The organism is Serratia sp. CY71090, assembly GCF_052166845.1.
In the GTDB taxonomy this organism is placed as follows: domain Bacteria; phylum Pseudomonadota; class Gammaproteobacteria; order Enterobacterales; family Enterobacteriaceae; genus Serratia; species Serratia nematodiphila.
In genome coordinates this window covers 648,922-669,696 of the sequence record NZ_JBJNOA010000001.1, presented here as the reverse complement: position 1 = coordinate 669,696, position 20,775 = coordinate 648,922, and the positions used below count along the sequence as shown (strand labels likewise).

Below are 20,775 nucleotides of genomic sequence, written 5' to 3'. Positions count from 1 at the left end.
TTACTGATAATTGACGATCACCTGATTGCCAATCACCCGCAGCGGCGGATTCAGCCCGCCTTGCGACTGCACGTAATAGACAAAGCGCAATTCCGCATTGGCCGGCTCGCCCTGCAGACCGATGCTGCTGCCGCTGCCGCCGCCGAGCGGAATGCAGCGGTTTACCGTGCAAAGCTGGGCCTGCAGCCCCACGGGCTCCGGCCCCAGCAAACGGTAGCGCCAGCTGACGCTGGTGATGCGCGCGCTGGCGTCCGGCAGCGCGTTCGGCGGCCGCAAAGCGGCGGATTCATCGCGCATCCCGCCCTGTTCCAGCGTGACCCCCGCCCCTTCAGCCACCCAGGAGCCGGACACCGCGCCGGCGGCTAGCGGCGCCAGCAAACACAACAAGGACAGACAGCGTTTCATCAGGCGGCTCCAATGGTCGAGGTCATGCGAATCTGGCGATCGTCGTTGATCTCCAGGTTGGACAGCACCACGAGCTGCGGCAGGCTGCGACGCAGGAAGCGCGCCAGTAAAGGACGCAGCGCATGGTTAACCAACAGTACCGGCGGCGCGCTGAGCATCTCTTGCCGTTGCAGCGCCTGACGCGCCTGCTCCAGCAGACGGTCAGCCAGCCCCGGCTCCAGACCGCCGCCGCCCTGCAACGCCTGCAGCAACAGACGCTCCAACTGGGTATCCAGGCCGATAACCTGAATCTCGCCGTTGCCCGGGAACCACTGCTGCGTGATCGCCCTGCCCAGCGCCACTCGCACCACGGTGGTCAATTCATAAGGATCGCTCTGCGCCGGGGCATGTTCCGCCAGCGTTTCGACGATGGTGCGCATATCGCGAATGGACACGCGCTCGGCCAGCAGATTTTGCAGCACCTTGTGCAGCGTCGTCAGCGACACCACGCCCGGCACGAAGTCTTCGGTCAGCTTCGGCATCTCCTGCGACACGCGATCCAACAGCTGTTGGGTCTCCTGGCGGCCGAACAGCTCGCTGGCGAACTGGCCAATCAGGTGATTGAGGTGCGTCGCCACCACGGTGCTGGCTTCCACCACGGTAAAGCCCTGGATCTGCGCCTGTTCGCGCAAGGCGCTGTCGATCCATACCGCCTCGAGCCCAAAGGCCGGATCGACGGTTTTATCACCCGCCAGCTCGCCTATGGCATTGCCGGGGTTGATCGCCAGCCAGCGGCCCGGCTGCGCTTCACCGCTGCCGATCTCGACGCCTTTCATCAGGATACGGTAGCTGGCAGGCGGCAGTTCCAGGTTGTCGCGAATGTGCACCACCGGCGGCAGATAGCCCATGTCCTGGGCGAATTTCTTGCGGATACCGCGAATACGCCCAAGCAGTTCGCCGTTCTGCTGAAAATCGACCATCGGAATCAGCCGGTAGCCTACTTCCATCCCCAGCGGGTCTTCCAACTGCACGTCGGCCCAGCTGGCTTCGGCGGCCTGCGGATTCTCTGGCATCACCGGCGCCTCTACCGTCTTCGGCGCCTGTTGTTCACGGCCGCGCAGCCACCAGGCCAGGCCCAGCAGAGCCGCGGTAAACAGCAGGAACACCAGGTTCGGCATGCCCGGCACCAGGCCCAACAGCCCCAGCACCCCGGCGCTCAGCAGCATCACGCGCGGATTGTTGAACAGCTGGCCAACCATCTGCTCGCCGACGTCCTGATCGGTCGCGACGCGGGTGACGATGACGCCAGCGGCAGTGGAGATCACCAACGCCGGGATCTGCGCCACCAGGCCGTCACCGATGGTCAGCAGCGTATAGCTTTCCGCCGCCGCCCCCAGCTCCATGCCATGTTGCACCACGCCGACCAACAGGCCGCCGACTACGTTCAGCACCATGATCATCAGGCCGGCGATGGCGTCGCCGCGCACGAATTTACTGGCGCCGTCCATTGAGCCGTAAAAGTCGGCCTCCTGGGTCACTTCGGCGCGGCGTTTCTTCGCTTCGTCTTCACCGATCAGGCCGGCGTTCAGATCGGCGTCGATCGCCATCTGTTTACCCGGCATGCCGTCCAGCACGAAGCGCGCGCCCACTTCGGCGATACGCCCCGCCCCTTTGGTGATCACCATGAAGTTAATCAGCACCAGGATGATGAACACCACGATGCCAATGGCGAAGTTGCCCCCCACCAGGAAGTGGCCGAAGGCTTCCACCACGCGGCCGGCGGCGGCGGAGCCGGTGTGCCCTTCCAGCAAGATGATGCGCGTCGACGCGACGTTGAGCGACAAACGCAGCAATGTGGAGAACAGCAGGATGGTCGGGAAGGCGGCGAATTCGAGCGTGCGCTGGGTGAACATCGCCACCAGCAGCACCATGATCGACAGCGCGATGTTGAAGGTAAACAGCAGGTCGAGGATAAACGCCGGCAACGGCAACACCATCATCGACAGGATCAGCAGGATCAGCACCGGGCCGGCCAGCACCTGCCACTGCGTATCTTTAAAATTGCCCGGCAAACGAAGCAGGGAGGCCAAATTAGCCATCAGAGTCACTCTCTTTTGCAAAATCCAGTGCTTCCGGCACCGGTAAACGTTCAGGTTTTTTCGGGATCAGGCCGCCCTCACGCCGCCAGCGGCGCAGTTGGTACACCCAGGCCAGCACCTCGGCGACCGCGGCATACAGGGTGGCCGGAATATGCTGGCCGATCTCGCTGTGCCGATACAGCGCGCGCGCCAGCGGCGGCGCCTCCAGCATCGGGATGCGGTGTTCCGCGCCAAGTTCGCGAATGCGCAAGGCGATTTCGCCAGCCCCTTTGGCCAGCACTTTCGGCGCACTCATTTTTTTGTCGTTGTACTGCAATGCGACGGCGTAGTGCGTCGGGTTGGTGACGATCACGTCCGCCTTGGGCACGTCGGCCATCATGCGGCGCCGGGCGATCGCCCGCTGCTGCTGACGAATGCGTCCCTTGACGTGCGGGTCCCCTTCCTGGTCTTTGAACTCGTCGCGAATATCCTGCTTGGTCATCTTCAGCTTCTTGAAGTGACTCCACAGCTGATAAAACACGTCGAACGCCACCATCGGCGTCAACCCCAGCACCACCAGAAAACCGCAGAACAGAATCATCTGCAGCGCGTTGCCCAGCGCATCGAGCGGCTGCTGGGTCATCAGATGCAGCATCGCCGCCCAGTTGTGCCACAGATAGAGGCCGGTCACCCAACCGACCAGCGTCGCTTTCAGGATCCCTTTCAGCAGCTCGGCCAGCACCTGGCTGGAAAAGATGCGCTTCAACCCGGATAGCGGGTTCAGCCGCTTCAAATCGAACTTGATCGACTTGCCGCTGAACAAAATGCCCCCCAGCAACATCGGCGCGGCGAGCGCCACCAGCACCAGCCCCGCCATGATCGGCAGCAGCGCCAGCACCGCCTGGCGCAGCAACATGCCCAATTGGCGCAGCATCTGTTTATCGTTGCTGACCATGCCGTGATCGAAGTTCAGACCTTGCGTGAGCATCGCCGCCAGCTGTTGCGCCATGTTGCTGCCGGACATCAGGATAATCGCCAGGCCCGAGAGCAGCATCAGTACCGAGGTCAGCTCGCGCGAGCGCGGGATCTGGCCGTCTTCACGCGCCTTCTCCAGCCTGTGGGGCGTGGGGGCCTCGCTTTTTTCCAGATCGCTGTCTTCAGCCACGAAACGCCGTTCCTGTGTCGGGAGGGTAAAGAATGGCGGTCAGCATGCCAAAAAAATGGCGATGTCATTGGGGGAACAACGGGGAAAAAGGCGGGTTATTTAGGGGATGAGGCAATCAAGGGGGAGACGTTACAGCCAATTTTCCAGTCGTAAGCCATCAACGCGCTCAAATTCGCGTCGGTTATTGGTCACCAGAATCAATCCTTCGCTGCGCGCATGCCCGGCGATATGCAGATCGTTTACGCCAATAGGCGTTCCCTGACGTTCCAGCGCAGCCCGAATGTTGCCGTAGTGCGAAGCCGCTTTGGCGCCGTAATCGAGAATGTCCAATCGGGAGACAAAATCCTCAACCACTCTGGCGTTAACCGCCGGACGCGAGCTTTTCTCCACTCCGTGAACCAATTCGCCATAGGTGACCGACGAAATGACCATTTTGCCCGCATAGCGATTGAACGCCTCCAGCACTTCCAGCGGCCGGCGCTTGATGACATAGATAACAATGTTGGTGTCCAGCATATGGCTGAACATCAAAGTTCTTCCCGCTCGCGCTGGTGTTGCCCGGCACGTTCATTGAGGAAGTCATCGCTCACCTCATTTTCCGCGCAGAAGAAACTGTCCCAGGTATTCTCCACCGGCGCAAGAATGCGCTCTTTGCCCACTACGCGGACGGTCACTTTAGAAACGGTATCGGGGAAACGCACCTCTGCAGGCAAACGCACGGCCTGCGTCCGATTATTGGTAAAGACAGAACCTAACGTCATGGCGACCTCCTTTAACTGGAGTACAAATTATAATCGCCACAGTGTATATAGCAACGCTATATACTCAAATCTTTGCGCGACGCTGCGCAACTTTCGGGGCGCGCCGTCGCGCGCCCCGAAAGTCCTCAGAAACCGAGGCTGTCGAGCAGATCGTCGACCTGCGCCTGATTGGCGATCACGCCGACGCCGTTCTGGTCAAGCTGCGGGCCGTTCAGCAGGCTGTCGTTCGGCCGTTTTTCCTTCACCGGCTGCTCCGGCATGTTTTCCATCAGCACCATCAGCAGCTGCTTTTCGATCTCCTGCACCACGTCCATCATGCGCTTGATCACCTGACCGGTCAGATCCTGGAAGTCCTGCGCCATCATGATCTCCAGCAGCTGGGCGTTGGTGAAGGCCGTATGGCCCGGCACCTGATCCAGATACTGGCGCGTGTCGTTGACCAGAGAACGCGCGTCGTCAAGTTCGATGGGATTGGCGAACCACTCGTCCCAGCGCCCTTTCAACGCGTTGGCGCCGGATTCCAGCTCCGCCTGGCGCGGTTGCGCCGCCTCCACGCAGTTCAACGCCCGTTCCGCCGCCTGCGCCGTCATGGTTACGACATAGTCAAGACGGTCGCGCGCATCCGGGATCGCCTCTGCCGCCTGGGCGATCGCCTGATCGAGCCCCAGTTCGCGCATGCTGTCGCGCAGCATTCGGGTCAGTTGGCCGATGCGGGAGATGATCTCTCCCGCGGTCGCTGCATCGCTGGCAGGCATTGGAATGTCTCTCATCGCCCTCTCCTTACATGCCCAATTTTTCAAAAATCTTGTTGAGCTTTTCTTCCAGCGTCGCCGCCGTAAATGGTTTCACTACATAACCGCTGGCGCCGGCCTGCGCCGCCGCGATGATATTTTCTTTCTTGGCTTCCGCGGTCACCATCAGTACCGGCATCGCGGCCAGCGCGCTGTCGGCGCGGATGGTTTGCAACAGCTCAAGCCCGTCCATGTTCGGCATGTTCCAGTCGGACACCACGAAGTCGAAACCGCCGGCGCGCAGCTTGTTCAGCGCATCCGCACCGTCTTCAGCTTCTTCGACGTTGTTGAAGCCCAGCTCTTTGAGCAAATTTCTGACGATGCGACGCATGGTGGAGAAGTCGTCCACAACCAGAAATCTGAGGTTCTTGTCTGCCATTGTTACTCCTGAAATAGTTAACCGTTTAATGATGCAACACCGCAGGCCGCCGCATGGCGAACCTGGGTCATATCGCCGCCGGGAAGACCCTGCGGACTGAAATCAAATGCGCAATGCCTGGCCGCCGGCGATCTGCGCCAGCATGCGCTGGCTCATCCTGTCCAGCTCGACCACTTCGCTGACGCCGCCGCTGGCGATCGCCTCGCGCGGCATGCCGAACACCACGCAGCTCGCCTCGTTCTGCGCCAGGGTATAAGCCCCGGCGCGGTGCATCTCCAGCATCCCCGCCGCCCCGTCGTTGCCCATACCGGTGAGGATCACCCCCACCGCATTGCGGCCGGCGTATTGCGCCACCGAGCGGAACAGCACATCGACCGATGGACGATGGCGGTTGACCGCCGGGCCGTCATGCAGCTTCACCTGATAGTTGGCGCCGCTGCGCGTCAGCTCCAGATGGCGGTCCCCCGGGGCGATGTAAGCGTGGCCCGGCAGCACGCGCTCGCCGTCCTCCGCTTCTTTCACCGTGATCTGGCACAGCTTGTTCAGCCGTTCGGCGAACGAACGGGTGAAACCCGGCGGCATGTGCTGGGTGATCAACAGCGCCGGACTGGTGGCCGGCAGCGGCTGCAGCACCTGGCGGATCGCTTCGGTGCCGCCGGTGGAGGCGCCGATGGCGATCAGTTTTTCACTGCTCAGCAGCGGCGCATGGCTGAGGATCGCCGGCGCCGGGCTGCTGGAGCGCTGAGGCAGGCGCGCTCTGGCCGCGGTGCGGATCTTCTCGGCAATCAGCTCGCTGTAGGCCAACATGCCCTCGCGAATGCCGAGTTGCGGTTTGGTGACGAAATCCACCGCGCCCAGTTCCAGCGCGCGCAGCGTGATTTCCGAGCCTTTGCCGGTCAACGAAGAGACCATCACCACCGGCATCGGCCGCAGGCGCATCAGCTTCTCGAGGAAATCCAGCCCGTCCATGCGCGGCATCTCGACGTCCAGCGTCAGCACCTGAGGATTAAATTTTTTGATCAGATCGCGCGCCACCAGCGGATCCGGCGCGGTCGCCACCATTTCCATGTCGGCATGGCCGTTCACGATTTCCGTCATCAGCTGGCGCATCAGTGCCGAATCGTCTACGCATAACACTCTGATTTTACTCATTACCTCTCCTTGGTCAGCCCATACACGGTCTGCCCACGCAAGTAGAAATCCCGGCTGATCTGGCTGAAATTCTCGGAGTGGCCGGCGAACATCAGCCCCCCCGGCTTAAGCAAGGGAACGAAGCGGCGCAGGATGCGCTCCTGCGTCGCCTTATCGAAATAGATCATGACGTTGCGGCAAAAAATGGCGTCGAATTGCCCCGGCAGCGCCCACTCCGGCGCCAGCAGATTCAGCGGCTGAAAGTTCACTCGCGCCGCCAACTCCGGCCGCACGCGCACCAGCCCCTGATGCGGACCGGTGCCGCGCAGAAAATAGCGCTGCATTTGGGTCGGCGTCAGGGTGCGCAGATCTTCCTGGCGGTAAACGCCCGCCTCCGCTTTTTCCAGCACCTGCGTATCGATGTCGCTGGCCCAGACCTGGCAACTGCCGGCCCGCTGCCCCAGGGCATCGCTCAGCGTGATGGCGATCGAATACGGCTCTTCGCCGGTCGAGGCCGCGGTGCTCCAGACGCTGTAGCCGTTCGGCCGCGAGCGCGCATGCTCCGCCAGGATCGGGAAGTGATGCGCCTCGCGGAAAAATGCCGTCAGGTTGGTGGTCAATGCGTTGATGAACGCCTGCCATTCCGCGCTGTTCGGATCGCTTTCCAGCAGCGCCAGGTAATCGCCGAAATCGTGCAATCCCAACAGCCGCAACCGGCGCACCAGGCGGTTGTAAACCATCTCGCGCTTATGCTCCGCCAGCACGATGCCGGCGCGTTGATAAATCAACTGGCTGATACGGCGAAAATGCACGTCCGACAGCGGCAGGCGCTGCACCATTTGCGTCAACATCGACGCAGTATCCCGGTTAGAAGTTGACGGCGCCTGTTTCATGCCGCCTCACCGGAGTAAAACGTGCTGCTTATGCGGTTTGACAATCTTGGGCTTCCTTTACCACGGGTGAAACTGCGTTGTTGCTGTTACCTGGCGCGACGAAGTTATCGTCCGCCAGACGGAATACCGCGACCGCGTCGGCCAGGGTAATGGCCTGCTCTTCCAGCGCGGTGGCGGCAGAAGCGGACTCTTCCACCAGCGCGGCGTTCTGCTGGGTAACCTGATCCATCTGGGTCACCGCCTGCGTCACCTGCTCGATGCCGCGGCTCTGTTCATCCGAAGCCGACGCGATCTCGCCCATGATGTCGGTGACGCGCGTCACCGAACGCACGATGTCCTGCATGGTGGCGCCGGAATTTTCCACCAGCACCGAGCCGTGTTTGACGCGGCTGACCGATTCGTCGATCAGCACCTTGATCTCTTTCGCCGCCTGCGCGCTGCGGCTCGCCAGGTTGCGCACTTCGCCGGCGACCACGGCGAAACCGCGCCCCTGTTCACCGGCGCGCGCCGCTTCCACCGCCGCATTGAGCGCCAGAATGTTGGTCTGGAAGGCGATGCCGTCGATCACGCTGGTGATGGCGCCGATTTTCTGCGAGCTGTTGGCGATATCGTGCATGGTGGTGACCACGTCCCCGGCCAGTTCGCCGCCCTTGGCCGCGGTGGCCGAAGCGTCGCGCGCCAGCTGAGAGGCCTGCCGCGCATTGTCGGCGTTCTGTTTCACCGTCGCGGTCAGCTGTTCCATGCTGGCGGCGGTTTCTTCCAGCGAAGCGGCCTGCTGCTCGGTACGGGAAGAGAGATCGTTATTGCCTTCGGCGATCTCCTGCAGGCCGATCAGAATCGACTCCGCACCGTCGCGCACCGCGCCGACGGTACCGATCAGTGACTGCTGCGTGCGTTGCAGGCTGGCGAACAACATGCTGATTTCATTGCGGCCATACACCTGAATCGGCGTCGCCAAATCGCCGGCGGCGATGCGTTCAAAGTGGCTGCGGATTTGGTTCAGCGGCTGTACCAACATGGTGCGCAACCACCACATGGCGCTGCCGGTCACCACGATCAGCATCAAGACCGCCCCCGCCAGCATCAGGCCCGCCAGCGTGAAGGAGAATTGGTTGGCGTCTCGAGCCTCGCTGATGTCACCGTTGACCAACTGCAGGTACTGCACGAAGTCAGCCTCAAACAGGTCCTGGGTTTTCTGCGTCGGCTGATCCATAAACGCCTGCAGCTCGCCCTTTTCCAGGAAACCGATCAGCTCACGCAGCGCGCCGCGCAGCCGCTCGTAGCTGGCCTTGGTGGTGGCCGTCTGCTGGTTCTGCTGTTCACTGCTGCGTTCAACCGCCATAAACTGATTGAAATAGAGATCGGCCTTCTGCAGCGAACTGCGGGCGCTGCTCATCAATTCGTTCACCTGCTCCTGCGGCAGTTTCAACGCCGCGCGGGTGCCGGCGCGGTTCAGCGTATTGCGGGCCTGCAACAGCGACACCCAGCTCAGGCTGAGCGAATCGCGCTGCTGGCTGCCGAGGGTGATGATGTCGAGGTTGTGGTTATCGGAGCGAAACGCGGAATACGACAGGCCGCTGCTGGCCAACTGCAGAACGCAGAAGGTCATCAACAACAGGAACAAGCTGGTAGAGATACGGATTCGGTTAAACACTGTGAACCTCCTTGCAGCCGGCCGGCGACCGGCCTACGTAGGGAAAAGGGCCTCTGCGAGAGAGGCCCGATACCGGTCAGAACGTTTCCCAGTTATCCTGCAGATCGCTGGCGTTCATTTTCTTATGATTGATTACCGGTGTTACCGTCGCCTTGCTGGTGACAGGCGCCTTAAACTCTTCCTGGCCTTCCGACCTCAGGCGGAATACCGCTACCGACTGGGTCAGCATGCTGGCCTGTTCTTCCAGCGCCGCCGCCGCCGAGGCGGATTCTTCCACCAACGAGGCGTTCTGCTGGGTCACACGGTCCATTTCCGCTACCGCCTGGCCAACCTGATCGATACCGCGGCTCTGCTCGTCGGAAGCCGAGGCGATTTCGCCCATGATGTCGGTCACGCGGGTGACGGCGTTGACGATGTCGCCCATGGTTTCCCCGGCGCTTTCCACCAGCACGGAGCCCATATCGACGCGGCTGACCGAGTCTTCGATCAGGCCTTTGATCTCTTTCGCCGCCTGCGCGCTGCGCTGCGCCAGGTTGCGCACTTCACCGGCCACCACCGCGAAGCCGCGACCCTGTTCGCCGGCGCGCGCCGCTTCCACTGCGGCGTTCAACGCCAGGATGTTGGTCTGGAAGGCGATACCGTCGATCACGCCGGTAATATCGGCGATCTTCTGCGAGCTGCCGGCGATGTCGTGCATGGTCTGCACCACGTTGGCCACCACCTTGCCGCCTTTCTGCGCGGTTTCGGAAGCGCTCAGCGCCAGCTGTGAAGCCTGACGGGCGTTTTCGGCGTTCTGTTTCACCGTCGCGGTCAATTGCTCCATGCTGGCGGCGGTCTCTTCCAGCGAAGCGGCCTGCTGCTCGGTGCGGGAGGAGAGATCGTTGTTGCCCGCGGCGATTTCAGACGCGCCGCTGTAGATGGCGTCCGCACCCTGGCGCACGCCGCTGACGGTCTCGATCAGTTCGCTTTGCATGTGTTTCAGGCTGGCCGCCAGCACGCCCATTTCGTTGCGGCTGTTGACGACGATCTGCTGAGTCAGGTCGCCGGCGGCGATCTGTTTGATGTGGTCGATCATGCGGTTCAGCGGGCGCACCAGGATGTGATGGATACCGGTCCAGACCAGTACGATCACCGCCAGCACCACCACCAGCACCACGATCAGCGTCCAAATAGCCGAGTTGTAGGAGCTGTTGCTGCCGTCAACCGCGATTTGGTACAGCTTGCCGTTTTGCTCCAGATAAACGTTGTAGCTCTGCTCAAAGTTGTCCTGGTAACTCTGCGTAGGCTGATCGAAGAAAGCGTTGATTTTGCCTTCGCCCAGCAGTTGGATCAGCTCGGAGAGCGCACCGTACAGCACATCGTACTGTTGCTTGAGGCGTTCCGCCGACTGAGGATCCTGGCGCGGGTCCTGAGGAATTTTCTCGTACGCGGCGTAGTGTCTTTCCGCTTCACCCAGCTCTTCCTTCGCTTTGGCCAGCAGTTCATCAATGGTGGCGCCGCTGCCGATCTTGTTGGTATCCATCATGTAGCGAATACCGGCGCGGTTCAGGGAGTTACGCGCCTGCAGCAGGTCAACGCGGCTTTCACTCAGCTGCAGCTGCTGCTGGCGGATCGTTTGCAGGACGGTAAAGTTTTCCTTATCGCTTTTCAGCGAGGAGAAAAAGAGTCCGCCCGAAATCAACTGCAAGGCGCCAAACAGCACCAACACCAGCAACAGGCTGGTGACCACCTTCATACGATTTAACATGATTTCCCTTGTTGAAGCCCGCGCAGACAGGCTCTGATGACGTTGAATGTGAGAGTTATCGGCGCCGTGCGGCAAAACTTTATGCGAGAAAGTAACTATTTTTAGTGGGGGTTCCGGGCGCGGCTGAGGCCATCGCGACAGATCAGGGAAAGTGAAGGTTAAAGGGGGCGGCGCCCCGCCCCTTGAGTCTGAAATCAGACGCTTTTCGCCACGCTGTCGACCAGCGACATCTCTTCGCTGCTCAGCAGCTTTTCGATATCCACCAGGATCAGCATGCGCTCGCCCAGCGAACCGAGGCCGGTGAGATATTCGGTCGCCAGAGTCACCGCGAACTCCGGCGCCGGACGGATCTGATCGGCGGTGAGCGACAGCACGTCGGAGACGCCGTCAACCACGATGCCCACCACGCGCTGACCAAAATTCAACACGATCACCACAGTGTTTTCATCGTAGGAAACACTCTGCTGCGAAAATTTCACCCGCAGATCGATGATCGGAACAATCACGCCGCGCAGGTTGGTGACGCCCTTGATGAACGCCGGGGTGTTGGCGATGCGGGTCACCTGATCGTAGCCGCGAATTTCCTGCACCTTGAGGATGTCGATGCCGTACTCCTCGTTGCCCAGGGTAAAAATCAGAAACTCTTGCCCTACCGTTTCGCCAGCCAATTTGCTGACGGCTGCCAATCCTGCCATATCATTCACCTTTTAAATCAATAAACTCATTATTATGCGGCGGCGTCCGTCAGACGCTTTTCACGGTTCAAGGTTTGCAACGCCGAGACATCGACGATCAAGGCCACGCTGCCGTCGCCCAGAATGGTCGCGGCGGAGATGCCCGGCACTTTGCGGTAGTTGCTTTCCAGATTCTTCACCACCACCTGATGCTGGCCAATCAGCTGATCTACCAGCAACGCATAGCGGCGGCCGGCGCTTTGCAGGATCACCACGATGCCCTGCGTGGCGTCGGTTTTGGCGCCATCCACTTCGAATACCCGATACAGCTCCACCAGCGGCAGGTATTCGCCGCGCACCTGCAGCACGCGTTCGCCGCCGGCCAGCGGATGCAGATCTTCCGCCTGCGGCTGCAGCGATTCCATCACCGCGTTCAGCGGCAGGATAAAGACTTCGTCGTTTACCTTGACCGACATGCCGTCGAGGATCGCCAGCGTCAGCGGCAACAGGATGCGGATGGTGGTGCCTTTACCAGCCTGCGAACGGATCTCGACGTGGCCCCCCATCTCCTGAATATTCCGTTTCACCACGTCCATGCCGACGCCGCGGCCGGAAACGTCGGTCACCTGCTCGGCGGTGGAGAAGCCCGGCGCAAAGATCAGCATGCCGACCTCTTCGTCGCTCATGCTGTCGCTGACCGCCAGCCCTTGCGAAGCCGCCTTGGCGAGAATTTTTTCGCGGTTCAGCCCGGCGCCGTCGTCGATGACTTCAATACAAATGTTGCCGCCCTGGTGTTCGGCCGACAGCACCAGATTGCCCACCGCCGACTTGCCGGCGGCGATACGGGTGGCCGGCTCTTCGATACCGTGATCGAGGCTGTTGCGCACCAGGTGCGTCAACGGATCGATAATGCGTTCGATCAGGCTCTTGTCCAGTTCGGTCGAGCTGCCCTGCAGCGTCAGCTCCACCTGTTTATTCAGCTTGCCGGCCAGATCGCGCACCAGCCGCGGATAGCGGCTGAAGACGTATTCCATCGGCATCATGCGGATCGACATCACCGATTCCTGCAGATCGCGCGCGTTACGCTCCAGCTGGCTCATGCTGTTCAGCAGATCGCCGTGGTTCACCGGATCCAGCGTGCCGGAGCGTTGCGCCAGCATCGATTGGGTGATCACCAGCTCGCCCACCAGGTTAATCAGCTGATCCACTTTTTCCACCGCCACGCGGATGCTGGTGGATTCGCTCGCCTTGGCGCGCGCTTTTGGCGCTTCGGCCGGTTTCGCGGCAGGCGGCGCGGCGTTCGCGACCGGCGCAGGCTCCGGTAAGGCGGCCACTTCCGGTAAGCTCGCTTCTGCGATGGCCGGTTCGCTCTGGGTCGGCGTCGAGAAGCTGATTTGTTCCGGTTCCAGCACGAAGCACAATACGGCGCTGATGTCGTCTTCACTGGCGGAGGTGAGCAACGTCACGTCCAGACTGTGTTCCGTCTGATGCGGATCTTTAACCTCGCCGAGGTTGCCCAGCTCTTCCAACATCAAGGGGATTTCACTGGCTTTCAGCCCGTTCAGGCTGATGCGCATGCCGCCCTCGATCGCCGCCGGCGCGGCCGATGGCTTAACGACAGGCTGCTGAACAGCCGGTTGAGCCGCAGGCGCCTCTTGCTGCTGTTGCGCTTCCAACGCCAGCTGGCGCAGCGCCTGACAAATGTATTCAAAGCTTTCAGCGTCAGGCTGTTGCGAGGTTTTATAGGCGTCCAGTTGCTCCTGCATAATGTCTTTGGTTTCCAGAAACAGGTTGATAATCTCGGTGCTCAGGCTCATTTCCTGGCGTCTTGCACCGTCCAGCAGGTTCTCCAGCAGGTGGGTGGTTTCCTGCAGCACCGAAAAACCAAAGGTCGCCGCGCCGCCCTTGATCGAATGCGCCGCGCGGAAGATGGCGTTCAACGGCTCGATATCGGGGGCCAGCGGATCCAGCTCCAGCAGGTGTTGCTCCATGTCGGCCAGCAACTCGTCTGCCTCATCAAAGAAGGTCTGATAAAAATCGCTAATGTCCATGCTCACGGGGTCACCTCTGGCTGTGAGTCGCGGTTAGTCGGTGCGGGTGCGGACGCCGGTGGTTCCGGCGCCTGATCGGCCGGTGCTATCGCCGAGGATGCCTGCGGTGGAGCGCCTGGCGTTGGCGCCACCGGTTCCGGGGCCGTCGCCGAGGGTTCCGGCGTTTGGCTGGCCGGTGCGGTCGCCGACGGCGCCAGCTGCTTCAGGCTGTCCGGCTGGGCGATATCCATCGCGTTGCTTTCGGCATTTTCGTGCTCGATGCCCTCTTGCGTTTGCTTGTTCAGCACCAGCACGGTGATGCGACGGTTAATCGCGTCATCGGCGCCATGCTGTTTCAGGCTCATGGTGGCCGCCATGCCCACCACCCGCAGCACCTTGCCTTCCGCCAGGCCGCCGGCGATCAGCTCGCGCCGGGAGGCGTTGGCGCGATCGGCCGACAGTTCCCAGTTGCTGTAGCCGCGCTCGCCGGTGGCGTAAGGGATGTCATCGGTGTGGCCGGACAGGCTGATTTTGTTCGGCAGGTCGTTGAGGATCGGCGCTATCGCCCGCAGAATATCGCGCATGTAGCTCTCGACCTGCGCGCTGCCGGTTTTGAACATCGGCCGGTTCTGGCTATCGATAATCTGAATGCGCAACCCCTCGTCCATCATGTTGATCAGCAGATGCGGGCGCAGCGCCTTCAGGCGCGGATCGGACTCAATCAACTCATCCAGCTTTTCACGCAGCTTGTTCAGGCGCAGCTCTTCGGCGCGCGAGTCCGGCGAATCGACCTGTTTTTTCACCAGGCCGTGCTGCTGCGTAGGATCGTCGCCGCCGCCAGGAATGGGGCTGCTTTCGGAGCTGCTCTTGTCGCCGCTGGTCAGGGCAACCTTGAGCGGCGTACGGAAATATTCGGCGATTTGCGTCAGCTCCTGCGGGCTGGCGATCGCCAGCAGCCACATCACCAGGAAGAACGCCATCATCGCCGTCATAAAGTCGGCATAAGCGATCTTCCAGGAGCCGCCGTGATGGGCGGCATGATGCGACTTGCGCTTTCTGACCAGAACGACCGGATGATTCTGTTTCATGCTTCTTCTTCTTCCGTCGCCTGCTGCGCCGGCGCTTTCACGCGGCGCACGTGTTCTTCCAGCTCAACGAAAGAAGGACGTTCGGTGGTATACAGCGTTTTGCGGCCAAACTCGACTGCGATCTGCGGCGCGTAACCGTTCAGGCTCGACAACAGCGTGACCTTGATGCACTGCATCATCTTGACGTTTTCGGCGCTCTTCTGGCGCAGCAACGTCGCCAGCGGCGAGATGAAGCCGTAGGCCAACAAAATGCCGAGGAAAGTACCGACCATGGCGTTCGCGATCAGCGCGCCCAGTTCAGCGGCCGGACGGTCAGCCGAAGCCAGGGCGTGCACCACCCCCATCACCGCCGCGACGATGCCGAACGCCGGCAAGGAGTCGCCCACCATCGCCAGACTGCCGGCGGGCACTTCGCTTTCCTGCTCGTAAGTTTCGATCTCTTCGTCCATCAGCGCTTCGATCTCGAACGCATTCATATTGCCGCTCACCATCAGCCGTAAATAGTCGGTAATGAACTCCACCAGAGTGTTATCGGCAAGGATGCGCGGATAATTAGAGAAAATTTCACTTTCTTGCGGATTATCGATATCGAACTCGAGCGACAGCATGCCCTGCTGGCGCGATTTGGCCAGCAGACGGAACAGCAACGCCATCAGATCCATATACAGATCTTTGTTGTATTTGGAACGGCGCATCAGCCGCGGCAGCGCGCGCAGCGTGGCTTTGATCGCTTTGCCGTTGTTGCCGACGATGAAGGCGCCGACGCCCGCCCCGCCGATAATCAGAAATTCCGCCGGCTGATACAACGCCCCGAGATGACCGCCCACGATCAGGTAGCCGCCAAACACCGCACCCAATACCACGAGATAACCCAAAATAACTAGCACACGCATTCCTTAAATTAACAATGTGGATGGAAGGTGGGGCAAACGCGCCCTGGCGCGACAGACCAGGCTGCATGTCTGGGGGCGGCATGCCGCCCCTGCGTATCACACGTCGGTATTCATTGCCGAGAGCCGGCAACGTGGCGGCTCAGATGGCGCGTTTGACCTGCTCGTCCAGCAGTTGAGGAATAATATCGGCCAGTTGCGGCGAAAGTTTACGTCTTTTTACGGCGCGGGATGGGGGTTGGCATAAACTGCAGATGAAACCATTCAGCGGCTGGTGCGCGTGGGTGATAAATGCGCCGCCGCAGCAGCTGCAGGCGGAAAGCTGCAACATGCCGCTATCGACGAAGCGCACCAGCGTCCAGGCGCGGGTCAGCGCCAGCAACGGCGCCTCGCCGGCCTGCTGCGGACACTGCTCGAGATAGAGGCGATAGGCTTTGATCACCGCCTCCACGCCGCTGCACTGCCCGCTTTTCATCAAAAACAGGTAAGCGTTGTAAAACATCGACGAGTGAATATTTTGTTCCCAGGTCATAAACCAGTCGGTTGAGAACGGTAACATTCCTTTTGGCGGCGGGCTGCCGCGTAACTCCTTGTAAAGTTTAATCAAGCGCCCGCGGCTGAGCTGAGTTTCACTCTCCAGCATCTGCAATCGGGCTCCCAGCGAAATCAGCTCCATGGCGAGCTGAATGTCCTTGGCTTCTTGAACGATACTTTTCTCAACCATCATCAGGCTCTTTTCTTCGTCGGGCTAGCGTCTTTACTCGATAGCTCTTGCAGTAAATGGCTTGATAGCAAAATGCCGGTATGGATTTGTTGCAGATCGTCGACGCGCGACTCTTTGGTCAGGCGTTCGATGGTCTGGCTTTCGTTAAAGCGGAAGTGGCAAACCAGCTGGTTGGTCTCGGCCAGTTTAACCATTTGCGGCAAAGTCAGCTGCGCCAGCGCATCGGCCATGGTTTCATCAATACCCAGGCGAAACATTGCGGACGCTTTTTCATCGTTGATCAAACGCTGTGCTAAAAGTAAATATGACAGATTGATGTCATAAATATGCTTAAGTAATTCAGACGTACCCATATTCCCCATCCCGACAGACTATGTTTAAAAACATACGCTGGGTGATAAATTTTATCGCCCGTGACTTGGGTTGTTTCCCAAAGTTGGCAAATTAATCTCTCAAAAACGACTGCTATAATTTTCGACAATCGCTAAATTCGACCACTGTTCAGTATTTGCTACGAGCGTAAACCAACGTGTATGGATGTACAGCATTCTGCTTCGATAGTGTTTAGTCACCATGAAACTATTTTTACAAATTTAATAAGATTATTCCTAAAGCAGCGCAACTCTACCCCCGAACCATTAGCACACACAATGTAAGTGAGAGGCAATTTTAAATACAATGTGACATAGATCACAAAAATAAAAAATAATTAAGCCAAATACGCCCAAATACGCTCACTTATTGACCGTCATTTTGCTCATAAAACAGCCATAGGTAAAAAAACGTCTTAAAAACAATGTTTATCCGCCAAAAAATTATCTTTTTTAGATCAATTCGAACAAAAGCATCACCAAACCAAAATAACAGAACAAAAATCTGCATATAGGCAACAAACTCAGTATAAATAACCATTTGAGTTGCTAAAAAATATCCAAGCTGAAAAATAACCAATGTAAACTATGAGGTTATTAGCTATCGGATTTGACTTAAGCCTTCAGCCTGAGGCTGTTCTAATTTTCAACATCAGGTGATTATGGCTTATCAATGATTCGCAGGCGTAGTGAACAAGCCAACAGACGTAACGATATGTTTCCGTATTAGCACGATGCAAGAGTGCCTTTTTTGATTTAAATTCCCCCAAAACGTTATATCGGCAGCAATTCATAAAACTTTAATGCTTTTTATTTCTTTTTCTGACGCCGAGATAATTCCCCCTCCCCCCAGAGATTATTTACATGGCTTTGGCTTTCATTACTTCATTGTCATAAAATAAAACGCAGTTTTGTTTTACTGTTCATATTTTTTCATCGAAAAAAACGGCTTTTCAACGCAAGCAGCGGCGACAAACATCGTCCAATGCCGCGACGGCGCCACGGCCGGGTGAAAAAATCACCCAAAAGAGGCCCGGCATGGCACCGTGCGCTTGCCCACAGCACGAACGACGACGCGTCGGCCGTCAACCGCCCTGAGACTTTCCCTATTTCTCCATTAATCAGCAGGCTGAGATTGCTGACGGCGCACTGGCATATTATGATTTACCAAAGCGCCGCTACGGGCGGCGCGACATCATTACCCAGTGCAATTTATCTAATTGAAATGATTTTTGTCAGGTCGTACATCGCTGCCTCGACGGCGTCGCCGTGAGTCGCTATGTGTTATTCACCCGGCTTTAACTATTAACAGGCTATATTTTAATCATGACCGATACGCTCGAATATCTGCTGACATTTCGTAAATGCTCCTCTTTGGACAGCCTGGAGAAGGTGTACGACAAACTGAACTACTCCATTGAAAACGATACGGAAATGAGCAATATGTACCGTGCCGCCGACCACCGTCGCGCCGAGCTGGTTGCCGGTAAATTGTTCGATCTGGGCAAGGTGCCGAAAACGCTGTGGGCACAGGTGCTTTAATTTAGTGAAATTACGTGCGGCAACGGTTTTATCTTTTATTGCTATATAACCGGGGCACATTCAGCTTTTATTGCCGCGCGTGATATGAAACACATTTATTCCCCCCGCCAGGTTCTACCCTTTATCCGACGCAGTACTTCCACCAAGGCCGCCGATGCAGCAGCCTGAAACACGATGGATACAACAAGGAGTCGGATATGGGGTATCAAAACGTTCTGGTTACCGTCGCCGTTGCCCCTGACAGCCACCGCCTGGTGGAAAAGGCCGTCTCCATCGTTCGCCCCTACGGCGGCAGCATCACCCTGTTGAGCACCCTCGCCAATCCGGAAATGTACAATAATTTCGCCGGGCCGATGCTGGGCGATTTGCGCTCGCTGATGGAAGAGGAAACCCGGCTGTTTATGGAGGAACTGCGCCAACGCGCCGGCTACCCTATCGCCGATACGCTGATCGTGCATGGCGAGCTGGGTGACAGCCTGGCATTCGCCAGCCGCCGTCAGCCGTTTGACCTGCTGCTCTGCGGCAATCACCGAGACAGCATGATGAACAAAGTCTCCTGTTCCGCCGCCCGCTTTATCAATATCAGTCATATCGACGTGTTGATCGTTCCGCTCTGAGCTAAGCACATTCGGTCACGTCGCCTCAGCGCTCCTGCACTAGGCTTAACGGACCTTGTTTGCCGCACCACAAAGGAGCTTTCGATGTCCCCTTCTCAACAGAACCGCCGCTTCCTGCTGGCCTCGCGTCCGAACGGCGAACCGACAGCGGCGAACTTCCGTCTCGATACCGTCCCCGCACCGCAACCCGGCGCCGGCCAACTGCTGCTGCGCACCGTATATCTGTCGTTGGATCCTTATATGCGCGGACGCATGAGCGATGCCCCCTCCTATGCGCCGCCGGTGGAGATCGGTCAGGTGATGGTGGGCGGTACGGTATCGCGCGTGGCGGCCTCACAGCATCCCGATTTCAACGTCGGCGATTGGGTATTGGGGTATGACGGCTGGCAGGAATATGCGCTGTCCGACGGCAGCGGCCTGCGCAACCTCGGCCCGCATTTGCCGCACCCTTCCCGCCTACTGGGCGTGCTCGGCATGCCCGGTTTTACCGCTTACATGGGGCTGCTCGACATCGGCCAACCACAGGCGGGTGAAACGCTGGTGGTGGCCGCCGCCAGCGGTGCGGTTGGTTCGGTGGTCGGCCAAATCGGCAAACTGAAAGGTTGCCGCGTCGTCGGCGTCGCCGGCGGTGCGGAAAAATGCCGCTATGTGGTGGAAGAGTTGGGTTTCGACGCCTGTATCGATCACCGCGCCCCAGACTTTGCCGAACGGTTGGCCGCCGCCTGCCCACAGGGTATCGACATCTATTACGAGAATGTCGGCGGGGCGGTGTTCGACGCCGTACTGCCGCTGTTGAACACCAAAGCGCGTATTCCGGTATGCGGCATCATCGCCCATTACAATGCCACCGGGTTACCTGCGGGGCCGGACCGCTTGCCGCTGCTGGAGGGGCTGATCCTGCGCAAACGCATCCGTATGCAGGGCTTTATCATCTTCGACGACTACGGCTCACGCTTTGACGAGTTCTTGCAACAAATGAGCAGTTGGGTCGAACAGGGGAAAATCAAGTTCCGCGAAGACATCGTCGACGGGCTGGAGCAGGCGCCACAGGCGTTTATCGGCCTGCTGCAGGGCAAAAACTTCGGCAAATTGGTGATCCGCGTCGCCGACGAATAATCCGTAGCAGGGCGTGGTACGCCGCGCCCTGCTTTTAATGTACGGCGCCGTCGCCGAATCGCACATCTTCCTCTACCGTCAGCGTCACCTGAACGACAGTGCGCACCGCTTCCACCATCGTCGCCAGTGCCATGCTCGGCTTGCCCGGGTGCGCTGCCGCCAGTTCATGGCTGTACGGAATATGCACGAACCCGCCCCTGGCCCGCGAATGCTGCGTCTCCAGATAGTGACGCAGACCATAAAAAATGTGGTTGCAGTTGTAGGTGCCTGCCGTATAAGAGACCGCCGCGGGGATCCCCTGCCGGCGCAGTTGCTGCACCGCGGCCTTGACGGGCAGCGTACTGAAATAGCCCACCGGCCCGCCGGCAACCACCGGCACGTCAATCGGCTGTTTACCGGCATTGTCGGGAATGCGGGCATCGATCAGATTGATGGCCACCCGTTCCAGGGATATCTCGGCCCGGCCGCCGGCCAGCCCCAGACAAATCACCGCCAGCGGCTGCAATGCCTCAATCGCCGCGATCAACCGCTGATTGGCTACGCCCAATACGCAAGGTAGCTCGAGCACCACAATCTCCGCGCCGGCAATATGTTCACCGGCCAACGCCTGCGCAATCTGCCAGGAGGGATTCACCGCATCCCCCTCGAACGGCTCAATGCCGGTGATCAAAACTTTGTTCATCATTTCCCCTGATTGAAGGCTAAATTCGTGTACTTCCAGCCTAAAGAACGCAGTATGA

Annotated in this window: 21 protein-coding genes; 3 read left to right on the top strand and 18 right to left on the bottom strand. The window is 59.1% G+C overall.

Annotation, left to right across the window (positions count from 1 at the left end; all coding sequences use genetic code 11):
• The 17 genes from ACJ8OK_RS03110 to flhD all read right to left on the bottom strand — a co-directional run bounded on the left by ACJ8OK_RS03110 (nucleotide 1) and on the right by flhD (nucleotide 16,742).
• Entirely contained in the window at nucleotides 1-405 is a 405-nt protein-coding gene (locus ACJ8OK_RS03110) for a flagellar protein FlhE (RefSeq protein ID WP_060559818.1), read from the bottom strand.
• A complete protein-coding gene (gene flhA, locus ACJ8OK_RS03105; RefSeq protein WP_033632740.1) occupies nucleotides 405-2,483 on the bottom strand; it encodes a flagellar biosynthesis protein FlhA in 2,079 nt (692 codons plus the stop codon). Before flhA ends, ACJ8OK_RS03110 begins: the two co-directional genes overlap by 1 nt.
• Complete coding sequence (gene flhB, locus ACJ8OK_RS03100) at nucleotides 2,476-3,627, bottom strand: flagellar biosynthesis protein FlhB (protein WP_015378261.1); 1,152 nt, start codon at nucleotides 3,625-3,627, stop codon at nucleotides 2,476-2,478. The genes flhA and flhB overlap by 8 nt, the downstream gene beginning before the upstream one ends.
• A gap of 129 nt (nucleotides 3,628-3,756) precedes the next feature.
• On the bottom strand, nucleotides 3,757-4,155 hold the full coding sequence (gene vapC, locus ACJ8OK_RS03095; protein ID WP_019452963.1) for a type II toxin-antitoxin system tRNA(fMet)-specific endonuclease VapC: 399 nt from the start codon (nucleotides 4,153-4,155) through the stop codon (nucleotides 3,757-3,759).
• Complete coding sequence (gene vapB / locus ACJ8OK_RS03090; RefSeq protein ID WP_004934853.1) at nucleotides 4,155-4,388, bottom strand: type II toxin-antitoxin system VapB family antitoxin; 234 nt, start codon at nucleotides 4,386-4,388, stop codon at nucleotides 4,155-4,157. Before vapB ends, vapC begins: the two co-directional genes overlap by 1 nt.
• 125 nt (nucleotides 4,389-4,513) lie before the next feature.
• On the bottom strand, nucleotides 4,514-5,158 hold the full coding sequence (cheZ, locus tag ACJ8OK_RS03085) for a protein phosphatase CheZ (RefSeq protein ID WP_004934858.1): 645 nt from the start codon (nucleotides 5,156-5,158) through the stop codon (nucleotides 4,514-4,516).
• A gap of 10 nt (nucleotides 5,159-5,168) precedes the next feature.
• Nucleotides 5,169-5,558 carry a chemotaxis response regulator CheY gene (gene cheY / locus ACJ8OK_RS03080; protein WP_004934862.1) on the bottom strand — a complete coding sequence of 130 codons (390 nt, stop codon included), beginning with the start codon at nucleotides 5,556-5,558 and terminating at the stop codon, nucleotides 5,169-5,171.
• 102 nt (nucleotides 5,559-5,660) lie between these two features.
• On the bottom strand, nucleotides 5,661-6,710 hold the full coding sequence (locus ACJ8OK_RS03075) for a protein-glutamate methylesterase/protein-glutamine glutaminase (RefSeq protein ID WP_015378262.1): 1,050 nt from the start codon (nucleotides 6,708-6,710) through the stop codon (nucleotides 5,661-5,663).
• Nucleotides 6,710-7,582 (bottom strand): protein-glutamate O-methyltransferase CheR, encoded by an 873-nt coding sequence (cheR, locus tag ACJ8OK_RS03070; protein WP_025159837.1) that lies wholly within the window; start codon nucleotides 7,580-7,582, stop codon nucleotides 6,710-6,712. Before cheR ends, ACJ8OK_RS03075 begins: the two co-directional genes overlap by 1 nt.
• 28 nt (nucleotides 7,583-7,610) lie before the next feature.
• A complete protein-coding gene (locus ACJ8OK_RS03065) occupies nucleotides 7,611-9,236 on the bottom strand; it encodes a methyl-accepting chemotaxis protein (protein ID WP_004934871.1) in 1,626 nt (541 codons plus the stop codon).
• A gap of 76 nt (nucleotides 9,237-9,312) precedes the next feature.
• Nucleotides 9,313-10,983 carry a methyl-accepting chemotaxis protein gene (locus ACJ8OK_RS03060; protein WP_015378264.1) on the bottom strand — a complete coding sequence of 557 codons (1,671 nt, stop codon included), beginning with the start codon at nucleotides 10,981-10,983 and terminating at the stop codon, nucleotides 9,313-9,315.
• Between the two features lie 194 nt (nucleotides 10,984-11,177).
• Nucleotides 11,178-11,678: a chemotaxis protein CheW gene (cheW, locus tag ACJ8OK_RS03055; protein ID WP_004934876.1), complete on the bottom strand. Its 501-nt coding sequence runs from the start codon at nucleotides 11,676-11,678 to the stop codon at nucleotides 11,178-11,180.
• Nucleotides 11,679-11,710: 32 nt separating this feature from the next.
• The gene (gene cheA, locus ACJ8OK_RS03050) at nucleotides 11,711-13,714 is read right to left on the bottom strand and encodes a chemotaxis protein CheA (RefSeq protein ID WP_044031008.1); all 2,004 of its coding nucleotides are present in this window, start codon (nucleotides 13,712-13,714) and stop codon (nucleotides 11,711-11,713) included.
• Entirely contained in the window at nucleotides 13,711-14,775 is a 1,065-nt protein-coding gene (gene motB, locus ACJ8OK_RS03045) for a flagellar motor protein MotB (RefSeq protein WP_442530384.1), read from the bottom strand. The genes cheA and motB overlap by 4 nt, the downstream gene beginning before the upstream one ends.
• Nucleotides 14,772-15,662 carry a flagellar motor stator protein MotA gene (motA, locus tag ACJ8OK_RS03040; protein ID WP_015378266.1) on the bottom strand — a complete coding sequence of 297 codons (891 nt, stop codon included), beginning with the start codon at nucleotides 15,660-15,662 and terminating at the stop codon, nucleotides 14,772-14,774. The genes motB and motA overlap by 4 nt, the downstream gene beginning before the upstream one ends.
• A gap of 145 nt (nucleotides 15,663-15,807) precedes the next feature.
• Nucleotides 15,808-16,392, bottom strand: a complete 585-nt coding sequence (gene flhC, locus ACJ8OK_RS03035) for a flagellar transcriptional regulator FlhC (RefSeq protein WP_016927281.1) — start codon at nucleotides 16,390-16,392, stop codon at nucleotides 15,808-15,810.
• Nucleotides 16,392-16,742, bottom strand: coding sequence for a flagellar transcriptional regulator FlhD (gene flhD / locus ACJ8OK_RS03030; protein ID WP_004934891.1), 351 nt, complete (start codon nucleotides 16,740-16,742; stop codon nucleotides 16,392-16,394). Before flhD ends, flhC begins: the two co-directional genes overlap by 1 nt.
• A 1,344-nt stretch (nucleotides 16,743-18,086) precedes the next feature.
• Here flhD and ydgT point away from each other — a divergent pair.
• The 3 genes from ydgT (at nucleotide 18,087) to ACJ8OK_RS03015 (ending at nucleotide 20,035) form a co-directional block, all read left to right on the top strand.
• A complete protein-coding gene (gene ydgT, locus ACJ8OK_RS03025) occupies nucleotides 18,087-18,302 on the top strand; it encodes a transcription modulator YdgT (protein WP_004934895.1) in 216 nt (71 codons plus the stop codon).
• Between the two features lie 197 nt (nucleotides 18,303-18,499).
• A complete protein-coding gene (gene uspC, locus ACJ8OK_RS03020) occupies nucleotides 18,500-18,919 on the top strand; it encodes a universal stress protein UspC (RefSeq protein WP_016927278.1) in 420 nt (139 codons plus the stop codon).
• A gap of 84 nt (nucleotides 18,920-19,003) precedes the next feature.
• Complete coding sequence (locus tag ACJ8OK_RS03015; RefSeq protein ID WP_015378268.1) at nucleotides 19,004-20,035, top strand: NADP-dependent oxidoreductase; 1,032 nt, start codon at nucleotides 19,004-19,006, stop codon at nucleotides 20,033-20,035.
• Between the two features lie 34 nt (nucleotides 20,036-20,069).
• Here the strand turns inward: ACJ8OK_RS03015 and pcp are convergent, their stop codons facing one another.
• Nucleotides 20,070-20,717 (bottom strand): pyroglutamyl-peptidase I, encoded by a 648-nt coding sequence (gene pcp / locus ACJ8OK_RS03010; RefSeq protein ID WP_004934904.1) that lies wholly within the window; start codon nucleotides 20,715-20,717, stop codon nucleotides 20,070-20,072.
• Between the last annotated feature and the right edge of the window lie 58 nt (nucleotides 20,718-20,775).

Coding starts and splice junctions, on each gene's coding strand:
- motB (WP_442530384.1), bottom strand. CDS start 14,775: ATGAAACAGAATCATCCGGTCGTTCTGGTCAGAAAGCGCAAGTCGCAT.
- ydgT (WP_004934895.1), top strand. CDS start 18,087: ATGACCGATACGCTCGAATATCTGCTGACATTTCGTAAATGCTCCTCT.
- ACJ8OK_RS03075 (WP_015378262.1), bottom strand. CDS start 6,710: ATGAGTAAAATCAGAGTGTTATGCGTAGACGATTCGGCACTGATGCGC.
- cheZ (WP_004934858.1), bottom strand. CDS start 5,158: ATGAGAGACATTCCAATGCCTGCCAGCGATGCAGCGACCGCGGGAGAG.
- flhC (WP_016927281.1), bottom strand. CDS start 16,392: ATGATGGTTGAGAAAAGTATCGTTCAAGAAGCCAAGGACATTCAGCTC.
- flhD (WP_004934891.1), bottom strand. CDS start 16,742: ATGGGTACGTCTGAATTACTTAAGCATATTTATGACATCAATCTGTCA.
- ACJ8OK_RS03110 (WP_060559818.1), bottom strand. CDS start 405: ATGAAACGCTGTCTGTCCTTGTTGTGTTTGCTGGCGCCGCTAGCCGCC.
- pcp (WP_004934904.1), bottom strand. CDS start 20,717: ATGAACAAAGTTTTGATCACCGGCATTGAGCCGTTCGAGGGGGATGCG.
- ACJ8OK_RS03060 (WP_015378264.1), bottom strand. CDS start 10,983: ATGTTAAATCGTATGAAGGTGGTCACCAGCCTGTTGCTGGTGTTGGTG.
- cheW (WP_004934876.1), bottom strand. CDS start 11,678: ATGGCAGGATTGGCAGCCGTCAGCAAATTGGCTGGCGAAACGGTAGGG.
- uspC (WP_016927278.1), top strand. CDS start 18,500: ATGGGGTATCAAAACGTTCTGGTTACCGTCGCCGTTGCCCCTGACAGC.
- vapB (WP_004934853.1), bottom strand. CDS start 4,388: ATGACGTTAGGTTCTGTCTTTACCAATAATCGGACGCAGGCCGTGCGT.
- cheR (WP_025159837.1), bottom strand. CDS start 7,582: ATGAAACAGGCGCCGTCAACTTCTAACCGGGATACTGCGTCGATGTTG.
- flhA (WP_033632740.1), bottom strand. CDS start 2,483: ATGGCTAATTTGGCCTCCCTGCTTCGTTTGCCGGGCAATTTTAAAGAT.
- cheY (WP_004934862.1), bottom strand. CDS start 5,558: ATGGCAGACAAGAACCTCAGATTTCTGGTTGTGGACGACTTCTCCACC.
- ACJ8OK_RS03015 (WP_015378268.1), top strand. CDS start 19,004: ATGTCCCCTTCTCAACAGAACCGCCGCTTCCTGCTGGCCTCGCGTCCG.
- vapC (WP_019452963.1), bottom strand. CDS start 4,155: ATGTTCAGCCATATGCTGGACACCAACATTGTTATCTATGTCATCAAG.